Here is a 15,647-nt window from a genome sequence, read left to right on the forward strand (position 1 = left end):
ATCGCCGCCGACAGGCCGTATTCGGTGTCGTTGGCCATTTCGACCGCCTGGTCGAGGTTGTCATAGGCCATCAGGGTGATGACCGGGCCGAAGATTTCTTCCTTGGCGATGCGCATGTCCGGGGTCACGTCGGTGAACACGGTCGGCTGGATGTAGTAACCGCGGTTGACGTTGCTGGGCAGGTCCGGACCGCCGGTGACGAGCTTCGCGCCTTCGTCGATGGCCGACTGGATCAGGCCGCGCACCTTGTCGAACTGCGCCTTGTTGACGACCGGGCCGAGGTGGCCGCCTTCGGCCATCGGATCACCGACCGGGGTGGCCGAATACATCGCCTTGGCGAATTCGGCGGCTTCGTCCATGCGCTCACGCGGGACCAGCACGCGGGTCGGCGAAATGCACGACTGGCCGGTGTTGACCAGCGGACCCATCAGCGTGGGCGGCAGGTGGGTGGCGAAATCGGCGTCGGGCAGGACGAGGTTGGGCGACTTGCCGCCCAGTTCCTGGTGAACGCGCTTCACGGTCGGCGCGGCGGCGATCGCCACGGCGATGCCCGCGCGGGTCGAACCGGTGAAGCTGACCATGTCGACGTCGGGGTGGCTGGAGATCGCGTTGCCGGTGGTCGGGCCATCGCCCTGCACCAGGTTGAACACGCCCGGGGGCACGCCCGCGGCATCAAGGATCTCGGCGAAGATCTTGGCGTTGGTCGGGCATTCTTCCGAGGGCTTGAGCACCATGGTGTTGCCGCCGGCCAGCGCCGGGGCGACCTTGAGCGCGATCTGGTTGAGCGGCCAGTTCCAGGGCGTGATCATGCCGACCACGCCGATCGGTTCGTAGGCGATCTTGTAGCCCGGGCCGTCTTCGAGGAAGTTGAAGTCCTTCAGCGCGTCGATCGTGCCCAGGAAACCGCCGATCCCGGCACCGACCTGTGCGGTACCGGCGAACGAAATGGGCGCGCCCATTTCTTCGGCCATCGCGACGGCAAGGTCCGCGCCGCGCTTCTTGTATTCCTCGACGATGCGGTTCAACACGGCCAGGCGTTCTTCGCGGGTGGTCTGGCTCCAGGTCTTGAACGCGCGCTTGGCAGCGGCAACGGCCTTGTCGACGTCGGCCTTGGTGCCGACCGAGATGACCGCGCAGGGTTCTTCCGTAGCAGGGTTGATGACTTCGCGGCGTGCGCCGCCTTCGCTGTCCACCCACTTGCCGTCGATGTAATGTTGCAGCAGTTCGCGCATCCTCGAATCTCCCTTAATGGTGCGATTAACCCGCCATATGTCGGAGCGCAGGGTTACGATTGCAAGACGCAAATCGTAGGCTTTGCCTACGTTCCGGGGCTTCCATCGCGATAAAGCTTCGCTTCGGCAGCCCGGCGCCGGGTCAATCCGGCCAGAACGCGGCCACCGGCCCGGGTCCAGCGGGCGAACTCGGCGGCTGCCGCTGCATAGTCCCCGCGGCAGTGGAGCCGGGTCAGCGTCGCGCGGGCGATCGCCCCGGTGTTGTAGTGAAAGCTGACCAGCGCATCGAATTGCGCTTCGCTGGTTGGTGCTCCCGTCAGGGCGCGTTCAACCTCGCGGGCAAAGCGCAAGAGATCGGCTTCGAGCCGGGCGTCGCACTGCGCCTGCGTCCAGACGGTGCCGCGCGCGATACCGGGACCGGTCGAACCCCAGCCGATGGTCCAGGGATCGCCGCCCGTGCCGGGATCGGGATAGGCGGCGTACAGTCCGTCGGCGCGCCTTCTGGCGCAGGTTTCGAACTGCTTGATCAGCGCAAGACCGGCCGGGCCGATCCTGCCGGTGGCGGACAGGGGAGCCGGGCAGGCGTCCGTCGCCGCGCCAGAGCCGATGCCACGGGGGGCAAACATTCGGCCCAGTGCGGCAAAGTAAGGTTCCTCGTCAATCATGCCGGCCTCGAACGTTAAAGCTGAGGCAGGCTTATTAGGCATGACAAGCTCATGTAGGAAAATGATATTTCTGCCAAGCGGCGCCGGCGCCAAGGATTGGATAAGCATTTATACTTAGATTTGTCGGGACCGGCTGATTAACCTTGCCGTGCCACCAATCACCGGTGACCAGGCGATGGCAAACATTTCAGCGGAGAGTGATCAGCCGCGCGCGGGCCGATGTCGGCATCAACCTGCTGGTGCTGACCACGCTTGGGGTGCTGCTGGCTCTGGTCGCTGCGGTGGTGCTTGGCTTTCGCCAGTCGATCAATCTGGTCAATGCCGTCGATCGTGACGCCGAGCGGCAGCTCGTCTCAAGATACCTCGATCGCAGCGCCGTGAATATGGTGGCACAGCAGAAGGTCCAGCTGACCTGGGACGATGCCTTCAAGCATGCCGCAGGCAAAGTCGATCCTGTCTGGGCCGATACCTACATCGGGCAATTCCTCTATTCGAACTTCCACTATGACCGGCTCTATCTGGTCGATCCCGAGGGGCGTCTGCTCAGGGCCTGGATCGATGGTGCGCCAGTGCCAAACGGGGGCTATTCGGCACTTTCCGGGCAAGTTGCCGACACCCTGAAAACGATGGCAACGCGCGGCAACGTCTTCGGCGACGCCGGGGGCAGCCGCAAGCTGGCAGACACGAACTGGCCGGTCGATTCCGACGGCCTAGTGCTGACCCGCTGGGCGACGGCGCTGGTGCGGCTCGATGGACGCCCCGGGCGCATGACGATCTCGTCGATCGTGCCGGACACCAACATGAACCTGCTGAAGCGGACGCCCAATCACCTGGTCGCAGTCCGCTATTTCGATGCGGCATATTTGGCAGACATCCGCTCCGCGCTGCTGCTGCCGGAATTGTCCGTCGCATCAGAGCCACCACGCAACGACCAGCTCAACGCCCTGGCTCTCGCCGGTCCCGGTGGCCGCATCTACGGCTGGCTGAACTGGCCAATGGCTGGGCATAGCGCGATTGTGGTGCAGCGGATGCGGCCGGTGTTCATCGCCTTCCTTTGCTTTCTCACCGCGCTGATCGTCGGCGTCTGGACGATTGTCAGAATGCTGCTGGCGACGATGTACAAACTGCAGGCAAGTGAGCGCCGCGCCGTGCATGAGGCGCGCCATGATGCCATGACGGGCCTGCCCAACCGGCAGCAATTCCTGAAACAGCTGGAGCGCAAGTTGACGCGCCACGCGGGGAAGCCCGACAAGATGGTGGCGGTTGCATTCTTCGATCTCGACCACTTCAAACTGATCAATGACACGCTGGGCCATGCCGCGGGCGACGAACTGGTTCGACAGGTCGCGCAGCGTTGCCGCCTTCGGCTTGGCAAGGACGACGTGCTCGCCCGCATTGGCGGGGACGAATTTGTCGTCATGCGGGTCGGATCGCGGGCGGACGGCGGGATCAAGCGGCTTGGCCGCGAATTGATGGGAATTTTCGCGGCGCCCTTCAAGATCGATGGCCGTGTCACCGACGTGACCGTGTCATGCGGGATCAGCTGGGCGCCGGACCAGGCAACCACGGCATCGGACCTGCTGCGCAATGCCGACATCGCCCTGTTCCGCGCCAAGCAGCGCGGCCGGGCACGCTGGCGCGCCTTTTCGAGCGAGATGGCGGATGAGGTCACCCGCCGGATCGAACTGGAAACGGAACTGCGCAAGGCGCTCCAGAACGATAGCCTGGAACTGGCCTATCAGCCGATCGTGCGCGCGGACGACGGTTCGATTGAAGGAGTGGAGGCCCTGCTGCGCTGGCAGCATCCGACACTTGGCGAAATCAGCCCATCGGTGTTCGTGCCCGTCGCCGAGCAGGCCGGCCTGATGAACCTGCTTGGCTGGTGGATGCTGACGCGAGTGTTCGGACACGCCAGCGCCTGGCCGCAGCTCAACATCTCGATCAACCTTTCGCCGCTGCAACTGGCCGCCCATGGCTTTCTCGAAGACCTCGATGTGCTTCTGCGCGAACACTTCGTGGCGCCGAGCCGGGTGACCTTCGAGGTTACCGAAGGAATCCTGATGGAACGCCGCTCGGCGGTGTTCGACGTGCTTGCCAACCTCAAGGACATGGGCTTTGGCATCGCGCTCGACGATTTCGGCACCGGCTATTCCAGCCTCGGCTACCTGCGCAGCTTCCAGTTCGACCGGATCAAGATCGACCGCAGCTTCGTGCAGAACATCGAGGATGACAGCGATGCCCAGGCGATCCTGGTGACGATCGTCGCGCTTGGCCAGAACCTGGGGATCCGCACAGTTGCCGAAGGGGTCGAAACCGGGATGCAGCGCCAACTGGTCGTCGCGGCCGGCTGCGACCTGATCCAGGGCTTCTATTACTGGCACCCGATGCGGGCAGAGCAGGTCAGCGAACTGCTTTCCGCGCTGGACAAGGGCCAGCCTGCGGTGATCCACGGTATCCACGCCGCCTGATCCCGCACCTGATTCCGCAGGCCATCGTCACGCCTGCTGCCCGACAAATGAAAAGAGGCGCCCGGATCGCTCCGAACGCCCCTTTCTGCAGTCCTGACCGGCTGGATCAGGCGCTGTAGTACATGTCGAATTCGACCGCCGCCGGGGTGGTTTCCCAACGCAGCTGTTCGGCCCACTTCAGTTCGGCGTAAGCGTCGATCTGTTCCTTCGAGAACACGCCGCCCTGGAGCAGGTAGTCGTGGTCGGCTTCAAGCGCGTCGAGCGCTTCGCGCAGCGAACCGCAAACGGTCGGCACGGCGGCGAGTTCGGCCGGCGGCAGATCGTAGAGGTTCTTGTCCATGGCTTCGCCCGGGTGGATCTTGTTCTTGATCCCGTCGAGACCGGCCATCAGCAGCGCGGCATAGCACAGGTAGGGGTTGGCCATCGCGTCGGGGAAGCGGAATTCCACGCGCTTCGCCTTGTCGCCCGCACCATAGGGGATGCGGCACGAAGCCGAGCGGTTGCGGGCCGAGTAGGCCAGCAGCACGGGGGCTTCGTAACCCGGCACCAGGCGCTTGTAGCTGTTGGTGGTCGGGTTGGTGAAGGCGTTCAGCGACTTGGCGTGCTTGATCACGCCGCCGATGAAGTACAGGCACATGTCCGACAGACCGGCATAGCCGTTGCCGGCGAACAGCGGCTTGCCGCTGTCCCAGATCGAGATGTGGGTGTGCATGCCCGAACCGTTGTCGCCCTTGATCGGCTTCGGCATGAACGTGGCGGTCTTGCCGTAAGCGTGCGCAACCTGCTGCACGACATACTTGTAGACCTGCATGCGGTCAGCGGTCTGGACCAGGGTGCCGAAGGTCAGGCCGAGTTCGTGCTGCGCGGCGGCCACTTCGTGGTGGTGCTTGTCGCAGGGCAGGCCCATTTCGAGCATGGTCGAAACCATTTCACCGCGGATGTCCACGCAGCTGTCGATCGGAGCGACCGGGAAGTAGCCGCCCTTGACGCCCGGGCGGTGGCCCATGTTGCCGCCTTCATAGTCCTTGTTGGTGTTGGTCGGCAGTTCGACATCGTCGATGCGGAAGCCGTTGCCATCGTAGCCGTCATAGAACTTGACGTCGTCGAACAGGAAGAATTCGGCTTCCGGACCGACGTAGACGGTGTCACCGATGCCGCTCGACTTGACGAAGGCTTCGGCGCGCTTGGCGGTCGAACGCGGATCGCGGCTGTAGAGGTCGCCGGTCGAGGGTTCGACGATGTCGCACACGATGATCATCATCGGCGTGGCGCTGAACGGATCGATGTACACGGCGTCGAGGTCGGGCTTGAGGATCATGTCCGATTCGTTGATCGCCTTCCAGCCTTCGATCGACGAACCGTCGAACATCAGGCCGTCTTCAAGCTCATCTTCGCCCAGCACGCCAGCGACCATGGTGAGGTGCTGCCACTTGCCCTTGGGGTCGGTGAAGCGCAGATCGACCCACTCGATCTCTTCTTCCTTGATGCGCTTGAGGATGTCCTTTGCCTTAGCCATGTCTTTCCTTTCTGGTCGGCCGAAGCCGGTTGTTTAGGATTGGTTGGAATTTACAAAAATCAGATCGCGTCGTCGTCGCGCTCGCCGGTGCGGATGCGCAGCGCGCTTTCGATCGGGATGACGAAGATCTTGCCGTCGCCGATGCGGCCAGTCTGCGCGGCGCCGGCAATGGCCTCGACCACACGTTCGGCCAGCGCGTCGGCAACCACCACCTCAAGCTTCACCTTGGGCAGGAAGTCGACGACGTATTCGGCGCCGCGATAAAGTTCGGTGTGGCCCTTCTGGCGGCCGAAACCCTTGGCTTCGGTAACCGTGATGCCCGAGACGCCGACTTCGTGGAGGGCTTCCTTCACTTCGTCGAGCTTGAAGGGCTTGATGATCGCTTCGATCTTTTTCACTTCGCCTAATCCTCTGCGCAAATTCCCTGCGCATAGGGCCGGCCCCGCTTGCGCAGACCGGAGTTGCAAATGCCACAATCGATCCAGAATCAAGAATCGTGCCAGTAGCGATATTCACGCCCTAGGCCATCCGAGCCCCCTCGGAAAGGGCCGAATCGCAAGATTTGGCAATAATCGAATTGAAGGGCGCTAAGAATAGTTCTTAAATTGCCCGAAAATCTTGCCTAATTTTTCAGCAATCTGCCTAAAATTTAGGCAGTCACAGCGATAGGCCTGCTGTTTCGGGCAATCCTGCCATCAGGTTGAGGCTCTGCACGGCTGCGCCGCTTGCGCCCTTGCCAAGGTTGTCGAGCCGCGCGACGAGCCGCGCCTGCGAACCGTCCTTCGCGCCGAACACCCACAGGTCGAGCCGGTCGCTGGGCTGCATCGAGCGGCGCAGCAACAGTTCGTCCATCGGTTCATCGTGCACGGTGACGATCCGGCTGCCGCTGTAGAATTCCGCCAGCGCGAGCCGCAGCACCTCGGGCGCGGCGGCCATCGGCATGGCGGCAAGCGGCACGGGCACTTCCACCACCATGCCCCGGTGCGCCGCGATCACGGCGGGGGCGAAGAGCGGTGGATGCGCAAGGCCGGCATATTGCTGCATCTCGGGCACGTGCTTGTGGCCCATGCCCAGACCATAGGCGCGGAACGCGATGTCGGTGTCGTCCTCGAACCGGGCGATCAGCGCCTTTCCGCCGCCCGAATAACCCGAGACGGCGTTGACGGTGTAGGGCCAGTCCGCCGGAAGCAGACCGGCGCGCACCAGCGGCGTCACCAGGCCCAGGAAGCCGGTGGGATAACAGCCGGGGTTCGACACTCGGCTGGATGCGGCCACCACGTCGCGGCCGACGATTTCGGGAAAGCCATAGGTCCAGTGCGGGGCGACACGATGCGCGGTAGAGGCATCGACGATCCGCACCTTGGAACCTTCGGCCAGCGCCACTGCTTCGATCGCGGCGGCATCGGGCAGGCACAGCACGGCGAAGTCCGCCGCATGATAGGCATCGCGCCGCGCCGAGGCGCTCTTGCGCTGTTCGTCATCCAGCACGATCAGTTCGAATTCGGCACGCGGGGCAAGCCGCTCGACGATTTCGAGGCCGGTGGTGCCCGCGGCACCGTCGATGAAAACCTTGTGGGTCATGGTCAGTAACTCAAGCTGGGAACCGGCTTTTCCGACAACAACAAGCCCACATTGTCCTGCGCTTGCTGAAGGACCGCTTTCGATCTTGCGGCCATGCGCCCGGCCCCGAAAAAACAGCACCCTTCGACAAATTCAGGGCGATCGGGAAGGGGGGAACTAGCTTCGTCGTTCTTCCAGCGCGTCGACAGGAAGATAGCCGACATAGCCGTCATCGCCGACCTGGCCCCAGGCCCAGCCGCCGGTCACATCAAGCACGTTGAACAGGGTGCCGCCGGCCAGCACTTCGCGCACTTCGGCGTCGGCCTTGTTCAGCGCCAGCAGATCTGCCCCCGATGCCACCACCGCGCGTTCCATCGGAACCGCATAGTGCGGCACAAAGACTTTGCCCGCCAGACGGATGTGCGCCAGATCCCCGCGCACGGGCCAGTGCGCGGCATCGAGCTTCACGCTCGGCCCGGCGAGCGAAAGCTGCCCGGTAGGGATGGCGGTTGCAGTCAAATCCTGTTGCCCTTCGAATGCGAAGATCGGGCGATTAGCCGCGCTTGGCCCCAGTATCAAGTTGTCCATTACGCAGCCCGGCTTGCGGCCAATCGGAAGAGATAGGCACTGGCGGCCCAGATGCCTGCGAAAACGAGGCAGAACAGGCCTGCTGCCGTCAGCCCCGCAAGCAGGATTGCGGCGGCAAGGATCGCCTGCAGCACGGCCATGGCGATCAGCGCACGCTTCATGCCAGCAGCACGCAAATGCCCGGCCAGCGCCAGGCCGCCCCCGACCGCCAGGACCGCAAAGAACAGCAGGTTGGCGCGGTTGTCCGGATCGCCGATGATCCCGACGGCCAGATTGACCCAGACCAGCGCGAGGCTGCCCACGACGGCCAGCGCCGCTCCGGCGCGGTAAAGGTTGCTGTGCATGGCGCGCGCGGCAAATTCCCAGCCTAGACAGGCCAGCGCCAGCATCGCGCCCGCAACCAGAAAGTCGCCCAAGCTCCAGTTGAAGCCCGTAACGCTCTGGTTGGCGATTCCGGCAGCAAGCAGGATCAGCGCAGCCGTGCCCCACACACCCGCGCGCCACCTGCGCATCGCGCTGTCCCCGGTCCGCGCCTCAACCATAGCGGCCCTTGAGCAGCCCCCAGGCTGCACGCAGGCCCAGCGCGTCGCCGCCCTTGGGGCGTCCGGGCTTGGCGGCCGGTCGCCAGGCGAAGGTATCGAAGTGCGCCCAGTCGATCCCTTCGGGCAGGAACCGGTCAAGGAACAACCCCGCGACCGAGGCCCCGGCAAAGCCGTTGGTGGCGGAATTGTTGAGGTCCGCGATGTCCGATTTCAGGTATTCGCGGTAACCGTCGAACAGCGGCAGGCGCCAACACTTGTCGTCGTGTTCGTTGCCGGCCTTGATTAGTTCCTCGGCGGTCTCGTCGCGCCGGGTGAACAGCGCGGGCAGGTCCGGCCCGAGCGCGACGCGGGCCGCGCCGGTCAGGGTGGCAAAGTCGATCACCAGTTCGGGATTTTCCTCGCCCGCGCGGGTCAGCGCGTCGCCCAGCACCAGGCGGCCTTCGGCATCGGTGTTACCGATTTCGACGCTGAGGCCAGCGCGGCTGCGCAGCACGTCGCCGGGGCGGAAGGAATTGCCGGAAACCGCGTTCTCCACCGCCGGGATCAGCAGGTGAAGCCGCACCTTGAGGCCGCTCGCCATGACCAACTGCGCCAGCGCCAGCGCATGGGCCGCGCCGCCCATGTCCTTCTTCATCAGCAGCATCGCCGAGGACGGCTTGAGATCAAGCCCGCCCGAATCGAAGCATACGCCCTTGCCGACGATCGCGACCTTGGGATGGGCGGGGTCGCCCCAGTGCAACTCGATCATGCGCGGTGCATGGCTGCGCGCGGCGGCGCGGCCGACGCCGTGGACCATCGGGAAGGCGCGTTCCAGCGCATCCCCCGTGGTCACCTTGAATTCCGCGCCGTGGGCCTTGGCGATCAGTTGCGCTTCGTGTTCCAGCTGGGCGGGCCCCATGTCTTCGGCGGGCGTGTTGACCAGATCGCGCACCAGCATCGTGGCGGCGGCTTCGCGCAAGGTGCGCTCGATTGCCTTGACTTCCTTGGTCAGCAGCACGCGGGGACCGTCGCTGGGCGGGTCCTTGCGGTAGCGGTCGAAGCGGTATTGCCCCGTTACCCAGCCGAACAGCGCCGGGCCAGGCTCGCCCCCTTCGCGCCGGTAAGTGCCGGGAGGGAGCACTTCGGCCAGTTTGGCCATGCACCAGCTCGACAAGCTGTTCACATTGGCCACGCCCGAGACCACGAACCAGTGATCGCCATCGGGCACGATTGCGTGGGAATAGCCCTCGGCCTCGAACTTCTGGGCGGCAAGCGCGGCGCGCTGGGGCGCGGAGAGCGACTTGACGAAGGCCTCCAGTCCCTGCTTGTCGACAAGGTGGATGGCAGTGGCCTTCTGGCCGCGATCAGGCTGGATCAGCGTGTCTTTGTCACTCATGCTGCCTCGCAATAGCCAATTGAAGGCTTTGCCGCTATAGGGCGCGCATATGACTCAATATCAGACCGTTGCCGATAACGAGACCGTCCTGCGCGATGGCACCATCAAGCTGCACGGCCCCGCCGCGTTCGAAGGGATGCGCAAGGCCGGGCGCCTCGCTGCCGAAATCCTTGATGAACTGGTCAATCACGTGCGCCCCGGCGTCACCACCGGCGCGCTGGATGATATCGTCCGGCAGATGACGCTGGATGGCGGCGCGGTGCCGGCAACGCTGGGCTATCGCGGTTTCTCGCATAGCTGCTGCACCTCGATCAACAACGTGATCTGCCACGGCATTCCCGGCGACCGGGTGCTGAAGGACGGCGAGATCGTGAACATCGACGTCACCCCGCTGCTGGATGGCTGGCACGGCGATTCGAGCCGGATGTACCTGGTCGGCGACGTGCCGCTCAAGGCGCGGCGGCTGGTTGAAGTGACTTACGAATGCCTGATGATCGGGATCGACAAGGCCAAGCCCGGCGCGCGCCTCGGCGATATCGGTGCGGCGATCCAGCAGCACGCCGAAAGCTTCCGCTACGGCGTGGTGCGCGAGTTTTGCGGGCACGGCGTGGGCCGCCTGTTCCACGATGCGCCCGAAGTCGTCCACGCCGCGCGCGCGGGCACCGGGCCGGAACTGCGTCCGGGGATGTTCTTCACGATCGAGCCGATGATCAATCTCGGCAAGCCGGGGGTGAAGATGCTCGACGATGGCTGGACGGCGGTCACGCGCGACCGTTCGCTGTCGGCCCAGTTCGAACACTCGATCGGGATTACTGAAACCGGGTGCGAGATCTTCACGGCCAGCCCCAAGGGCCTCGACAAGCCGCCTTACTGAGCGATCAGCCGCGCCCGGCCCTGATTGCGGCGCCAGCCGCAAAGGGGGATATGGCGAGCAGCACGAGGCTCGCCGCCGCCGTCAGGGCAAGGCCGGTTTCGCCGCCGGTCGCAAGGCTGCCCGCGCCAAATACCAGCAGCGGGACGGCGAGCGGGATCACCAAGAGCCCGCCCAGCGCCGCGCCGCCGCGCAGGCCTGCCGTGATCGCGGCCACCATCACGCCCAGCGCGGCAAGGCCCGGCGTTCCGGCGAGCAGGCCGATCTCGACGATGCGCAGCTTTTCCCCGTCGATCCCGACCAGCGCCGAGGCGGGCAGGGCGGCCAGCATCAGCGGCGGGCCAAAGCTGAGCCAGTGGGCGAGGATCCGGATCGCCATCAGCCATTCCTCGCTGATCCCGCGCAGCGCCCACTGATCGAACAGGCCGAGTTCGAGGTCCGGCTCCACCAGCCGGTCGAGCGGGAGGATCGCCGCCAGCAGCGCCGCCACCCAGATCACCCCGCCGCCGGTGCGGTTCAGCAACGGCCCGTCCGGCCCCACGGCAAAGGGAAACAGCATCGCGACCGAGAGGAAGAACAACACCGGCAGCAGCGCGCCGCCGCGCCGGCCCCCGCCCAGCAGCAGGCCCAGATCGCGGCGCAGCAATGGCCAGAACGCGCCGCTCATGCCAGGTAATCCCTGAGTTCGATCTGCTGGAGCGCAGGCAGGTTGAACGGCTGGTGCGAGGCAATGACGCAGATTCCGCCCTCGCGGCAATGCTGGGCCGCCAGTTCCTCGACCAGCGCCACGCCCTTCACGTCCAGTCCGTTGAGCGGTTCGTCGAGCAGCCAGATCGGCGCGCCCTGGCCTATCAAGCGGGCGAGCGCGGCGCGCTTTTTCTGGCCCGTGGAAAGATAGCGCACCGGCACGTCCATCAGTTCGCTTAGGCCAAGCCGCGCGGCGCGATTGTCGGCCGGGCCGTCAAGCCGCTGCCAAAAGCCCAGTGCTTTCCCCAGCGGCTGGTGCGGATCGAGCGCAGGGCGTTCATCGACCAGGCCCATCGCGCCATCTGCCTCGACGCTGCCGGCAAAGGCGGGCAGCAGCCCGGCGAGGATGCGGATCAGGCTGGACTTACCGATCCCGTTCGATCCGGTCAGTTGCAGCGCCTCGCCCGCTCGCAGCGCGAACGACAGCCGCGCGAACAGCAGGCGGTCACCCCGGCGGCAGGCCAGATCGGTTGCGGAAAGGCGGCACTCTTGCATCGCCGGGTGCGATAGGGGAAAGCTAAGCCGCTGCCAAGGAGAGCGAAATGCCGATTGCCCGCCTGTCCCAAGCCCAAGTCGATGCGCTGCTGGCCGAATTCCCGCAGTGGCGGCTGCGCGATGACGGCAAGGCGCTGGAGCGCGACTTCGTGTTCGGCGATTTCAACGCGGCCTTCGGCTTCATGACCCGCGTCGCGCTTTATGCCGACAAGGCGGATCATCACCCCGAATGGTCCAACGTTTACAACCGGTTGCATATCACGCTCACCACCCACGATGCGGATGGCCTCTCCGCGCGCGATGCCGCGATGGTGCGGGCGATTGCGGGGATTGCTTGATGCGCTGGATTGCGGCTCTTGCCGCGTTGGCCTTTGCGGCCCCGGCTGTCGCTGCAACCCCGCCTCCGCTTGAGGGGGTGTGGCGCGGCACGGTGGGCAAGGAGCCGGTGATGGTCTGCCTCGTCGATGAAACCTACGCGCCGGAGCGCGGGGCTTACTATTACCTCTCCCACCAGGAATCGATCCCGCTCTGGCTGCAGGACGATAGGTTTACCTGGAAAGAAGACGCGCCCGGCGATGACAATGCCGGGTTTACATTCCAGCGCACCGGGCGCGACAAGTTGACCGGCACCTGGTCAAACGGGAGCAAGCGCCTGCCAGTCGCACTGACGCGAGTGCCCTACCGGCCGCATGACGACGTTTCCGCCTGCGAGGAACGGGCCTTTCTCGAGCCGCGGATCGTGGCGCCCAGGCTGACGGAGAAGCCGGTCAAGGGCGAAGGCTTTGCGGGTACCTTGCTCACGCTGGACGTCGGCCAGGGCTTTCGGGACGTCGAGATTTCGTCCTTCAACATTCCGGACAGCGAGCCCGGCGACGAAGCGATCAATGCGGCGCTGCGCAAGTCGCTGGATCCGACCGACGGCAACAATGATTACATCGGCTGCTATAGCGCCGCACTCGGTTCGATCGGGATGGACGGGGTCTTTGGAGTCAGCGCCCTGCCAGGCCTGATGACCAGGGATTGGCTCAGCGTCGAGCAAAGCGAATATACCTCGTGCGGCGGCGCCCATCCCAACTTCGGGGTCAGCTACCGCCTGTTCGACCGCCAGAGCGGCGGCGAAGTGGAACTGGCTCGCTGGCTCGCGCCCGAGGGGATGGTGGTGCAAGGGCCCGATGAAACCGGCTGGACCGACCGGCAGCTGACCGCGCCGCTCAAGCAGATCGTGCTGGCCAAGCTGCCGCCCGATATGGACGAGGATTGCCGCAGCGCAATCGCGGAAAGCGACTATTGGAAGGCCGCGCTCACCAAGGTCGGGATCGGGTTCGATCCGGTCCTGCCCCATGTAGCGACCGGCTGCACCGGCCTGATCGAGGTGCCGTGGCCGGAACTTGCGCCGTTTCTCAGCGCAGAGGGCAAGGCTGGAATGGCCCGGATGACGCCATGACCGGCTGGGCCGCGCTGCTGCGCGCGGTCAACGTCGGCGGCAACAACAAGCTGCCGATGGCCGAGCTCAAGACGCTGTGCGAAGGGCTGGGGCTGGAGAGCGTGCAGACCTATATCGCCAGCGGCAACGTGGTCTTTGCCAGCGAGCGCGAAGAGGCGGACCTGCGTACCGCGATCGAAGGCGCGATTGCCGCGCGCTATGGCAAGCGGATCGGGGTGCTGGTGCGCAGCGCAAGCGAACTGGCGCGAGTGACGGCGGACAATCCCTTCGCCGATTGTCCCGGCAACCGCGTGGTCGCGCTGTTCACTGATGAACCGCCAAGCATCGAGGGCCTGCGCCACCAGCGCGAGGAGCGGCTGGCGGCGGGAGTGCGCGAGATCTTCGTTCACTATGGCAATGGCATGGCGGATTCCCGCCTCGTCATCCCCGCCGCCGCCAATGGCACGGCGCGCAACATGAACACCGTCGCCAAGCTGGCGCAGCTGGCCGCCCTGCGCGAGGCTTAGCCCCCCAGCGGCTTGAGCGAGGAACGGGTCTGCTTGCGCAATAGCCCCGGCATCCAGCGCGCGGCAAAGGCAAGGCGGTGTGCGGTCTTGCCGACGCGATTGTGCAGCGCCTTGCCGTGGACGGCGTTCCACGCGGCGTCGGCCACCTCGCTAACCGGCGTGATTTCCAGCCCTGCCTCGATCACGCGCTCGCGGATCTGGCCGTTGCTGGACTGGTTGGGGTTCATGTCGATCAACGGCGTGTCGATGAAGCCGGGCATCAGGCTCGCCACCTTGATCCCGTCCTCGGCCCATTCGGCGTCGAGACATTCGGTAAGCGCGCGCACCCCGAACTTGGTCGCGGAATAGACCGAGGCCCCCGGCGTGCCATAGATCCCCGCCGCGCTGGCGGTGTTGAGCAGGCACGAACCCGGCGCGCTCGCCTTCAGCCACTTGTGTGCGGCCTGAGCGCCGAACAGCACGCCCTTGAGGTTGATGTCGAGGCAACGCTCGATCTCGGCCACGCTGTTTTCGATGAGCTGCCCGCCGAGCGGAATCCCTGCGTTGTTGAACACCGCGTCGATCCGGCCCCCGGCGGCCTTGGCAAAAGCCTCCAGAGCCGCATCCCATGCAGCGCGGTCACGCACGTCTAGCACATGGATGGAACTGGCCCCAGCAGGCAGCAGCGCGGCCGTTTCCCGCATCCCTGCTTCGTTGATGTCGGCGATCCCGACGAACCAACCCGCCTTGCCGAACTTCACCGCCGTCGCCCGGCCGATGCCCGATGCTCCGCCGGTGATGAAGATGCTCTTGCGCTGCGCCACTGTGCCCTCCCGAATCATGCTGACATTTATGTCAGTATTCTTAGAGCGCCGGGTTGTTATAGCAATGCCAGGTAAAGATCGCGGTCGCGCCCCGGTGCGGGCGCCAAGCCTCCGCCAGTTCGCGCGTGGCCTTTTCGCTGGGGCGTTCGCTTAGGTCCAGCAGCTTGGCAAGGCCGGCCTGCACGGCAAGGTCGCCAGCGGGCCAGATGTCGGGCCGCCCTTCCGCGAACAGCAGATAAATCTCCGCCGACCAGCGCCCGATCCCCTTGATCCGGGTCAGCTGGGCAATCGCGGCTTCGTCGTCTTGCGGAAGGTGTTCGAAATCGACCGCGCCGGTTACGACGAGTTCGCACAAGGATCTGATATAGCCCTGTTTCTGGCGGGAAAGCCCGCAGGCGCGCAGCTGGTCGAAATCGGATTCGAGGATCCGCTCAAGGCTCAGCTCCTCGCCGATGTGCGCCTCCAGCTTGCGCCACATCGAGGCCGCTGCCGCGACGCTGACCTGCTGGCCGACGATGGTGCGCAGCATGGTGCCATAGCCGCGTTCGCGGATGCGGGGGTCCGGATAGCCCGCCACTTCCAGCGCGCGGGCGATCCCCGGTTCGCGCGCGGCGACACTGTCGAGTCCTTCGCGAATTGCAGCTGCGCTGAGGCCCAAGTGCCGACTCCTGCTTGCCAAGTGAAGGGTGAGTGGTTAGCAGCCCCGGCAAAGCGCGAACAGGCGCATTCAAAAAGGATGATGGGACATGCCGAAGCTGGTTGTGGTCAATCGTGCGGGTGAAGAAAAGACTGTCGAAGCGGCCGCCGGCCTTTCGGTGATGGAAGCGCTGCGCGA

Annotated in this window: 17 protein-coding genes; 5 read left to right on the top strand and 12 right to left on the bottom strand. The window is 65.1% G+C overall.

Annotated elements, in window-relative coordinates; all coding sequences use genetic code 11:
• Together ACE3SN_RS11930 and ACE3SN_RS11935 are read right to left on the bottom strand one after the other, a co-directional pair.
• On the bottom strand, positions 1–1,232 hold a 1,232-nt coding region (locus ACE3SN_RS11930), incomplete at its 3' end, for an aldehyde dehydrogenase family protein (RefSeq protein WP_374530298.1).
• Positions 1,233–1,318: 86 nt separating this feature from the next.
• The gene (locus ACE3SN_RS11935) at positions 1,319–1,858 is read right to left on the bottom strand and encodes a lysozyme (RefSeq protein ID WP_374530299.1); all 540 of its coding nucleotides are present in this window, start codon (positions 1,856–1,858) and stop codon (positions 1,319–1,321) included.
• A 236-nt stretch (positions 1,859–2,094) separates the two neighbouring features.
• Between ACE3SN_RS11935 and ACE3SN_RS11940 the strand changes: the two genes are divergently transcribed.
• Positions 2,095–4,365 (top strand): putative bifunctional diguanylate cyclase/phosphodiesterase, encoded by a 2,271-nt coding sequence (locus tag ACE3SN_RS11940; RefSeq protein WP_374530301.1) that lies wholly within the window; start codon positions 2,095–2,097, stop codon positions 4,363–4,365.
• Between the two features lie 106 nt (positions 4,366–4,471).
• Here the strand turns inward: ACE3SN_RS11940 and glnA are convergent, their stop codons facing one another.
• From glnA to ACE3SN_RS11970, 6 genes are all read right to left on the bottom strand, one after another.
• Positions 4,472–5,881, bottom strand: coding sequence for a type I glutamate--ammonia ligase (glnA, locus tag ACE3SN_RS11945; protein WP_374530303.1), 1,410 nt, complete (start codon positions 5,879–5,881; stop codon positions 4,472–4,474).
• Between the two features lie 59 nt (positions 5,882–5,940).
• Positions 5,941–6,279 carry a P-II family nitrogen regulator gene (locus tag ACE3SN_RS11950; RefSeq protein WP_374530305.1) on the bottom strand — a complete coding sequence of 113 codons (339 nt, stop codon included), beginning with the start codon at positions 6,277–6,279 and terminating at the stop codon, positions 5,941–5,943.
• 259 nt (positions 6,280–6,538) lie between these two features.
• On the bottom strand, positions 6,539–7,462 hold the full coding sequence (gene argC, locus ACE3SN_RS11955) for an N-acetyl-gamma-glutamyl-phosphate reductase (protein ID WP_374530307.1): 924 nt from the start codon (positions 7,460–7,462) through the stop codon (positions 6,539–6,541).
• Positions 7,463–7,618: 156 nt separating this feature from the next.
• Positions 7,619–7,960 (bottom strand): SH3 domain-containing protein, encoded by a 342-nt coding sequence (locus tag ACE3SN_RS11960; protein WP_374530309.1) that lies wholly within the window; start codon positions 7,958–7,960, stop codon positions 7,619–7,621.
• Positions 7,961–8,028: 68 nt separating this feature from the next.
• The gene (locus ACE3SN_RS11965) at positions 8,029–8,541 is read right to left on the bottom strand and encodes a hypothetical protein (RefSeq protein WP_374530311.1); all 513 of its coding nucleotides are present in this window, start codon (positions 8,539–8,541) and stop codon (positions 8,029–8,031) included.
• Between the two features lie 22 nt (positions 8,542–8,563).
• Positions 8,564–9,946 (bottom strand): M17 family metallopeptidase, encoded by a 1,383-nt coding sequence (locus ACE3SN_RS11970; protein WP_374530313.1) that lies wholly within the window; start codon positions 9,944–9,946, stop codon positions 8,564–8,566.
• Between the two features lie 49 nt (positions 9,947–9,995).
• Here ACE3SN_RS11970 and map point away from each other — a divergent pair, with 49 nt between their 5' ends.
• On the top strand, positions 9,996–10,820 hold the full coding sequence (gene map, locus ACE3SN_RS11975) for a type I methionyl aminopeptidase (protein WP_374530315.1): 825 nt from the start codon (positions 9,996–9,998) through the stop codon (positions 10,818–10,820).
• Positions 10,821–10,824: 4 nt separating this feature from the next.
• Here map and ACE3SN_RS11980 read toward each other — a convergent pair whose 3' ends face one another.
• Both ACE3SN_RS11980 and ccmA read right to left on the bottom strand, forming a co-directional pair.
• A complete protein-coding gene (locus tag ACE3SN_RS11980) occupies positions 10,825–11,484 on the bottom strand; it encodes a heme exporter protein CcmB (RefSeq protein WP_374530317.1) in 660 nt (219 codons plus the stop codon).
• The gene (gene ccmA, locus ACE3SN_RS11985; RefSeq protein ID WP_374530319.1) at positions 11,481–12,059 is read right to left on the bottom strand and encodes a heme ABC exporter ATP-binding protein CcmA; all 579 of its coding nucleotides are present in this window, start codon (positions 12,057–12,059) and stop codon (positions 11,481–11,483) included. The genes ACE3SN_RS11980 and ccmA overlap by 4 nt, the downstream gene beginning before the upstream one ends.
• A 47-nt stretch (positions 12,060–12,106) precedes the next feature.
• On the opposite strand from ccmA, the gene ACE3SN_RS11990 reads away from it, so the two are divergent.
• Genes ACE3SN_RS11990 through ACE3SN_RS12000 form a run of 3 tightly spaced genes read left to right on the top strand, consistent with a single transcriptional unit; the run spans position 12,107 to position 14,009 of the window.
• Positions 12,107–12,397: a 4a-hydroxytetrahydrobiopterin dehydratase gene (locus ACE3SN_RS11990; RefSeq protein WP_374530321.1), complete on the top strand. Its 291-nt coding sequence runs from the start codon at positions 12,107–12,109 to the stop codon at positions 12,395–12,397.
• Complete coding sequence (locus tag ACE3SN_RS11995) at positions 12,397–13,503, top strand: hypothetical protein (protein WP_374530323.1); 1,107 nt, start codon at positions 12,397–12,399, stop codon at positions 13,501–13,503. The genes ACE3SN_RS11990 and ACE3SN_RS11995 overlap by 1 nt, the downstream gene beginning before the upstream one ends.
• Positions 13,500–14,009, top strand: coding sequence for a DUF1697 domain-containing protein (locus ACE3SN_RS12000; protein WP_374530325.1), 510 nt, complete (start codon positions 13,500–13,502; stop codon positions 14,007–14,009). Before ACE3SN_RS11995 ends, ACE3SN_RS12000 begins: the two co-directional genes overlap by 4 nt.
• Here ACE3SN_RS12000 and ACE3SN_RS12005 read toward each other — a convergent pair.
• Positions 14,006–14,812, bottom strand: a complete 807-nt coding sequence (locus ACE3SN_RS12005; protein ID WP_374530327.1) for an SDR family oxidoreductase — start codon at positions 14,810–14,812, stop codon at positions 14,006–14,008. The genes ACE3SN_RS12000 and ACE3SN_RS12005 overlap by 4 nt on opposite strands.
• Positions 14,813–14,852: 40 nt before the next feature.
• Positions 14,853–15,470, bottom strand: a complete 618-nt coding sequence (locus tag ACE3SN_RS12010) for a DNA-3-methyladenine glycosylase (RefSeq protein WP_374530329.1) — start codon at positions 15,468–15,470, stop codon at positions 14,853–14,855.
• Positions 15,471–15,647: the final 177 nt, after the last annotated feature.

It is taken from the genome of Novosphingobium sp., assembly GCF_041915465.1.
GTDB lineage: Bacteria > Pseudomonadota > Alphaproteobacteria > Sphingomonadales > Sphingomonadaceae > Novosphingobium.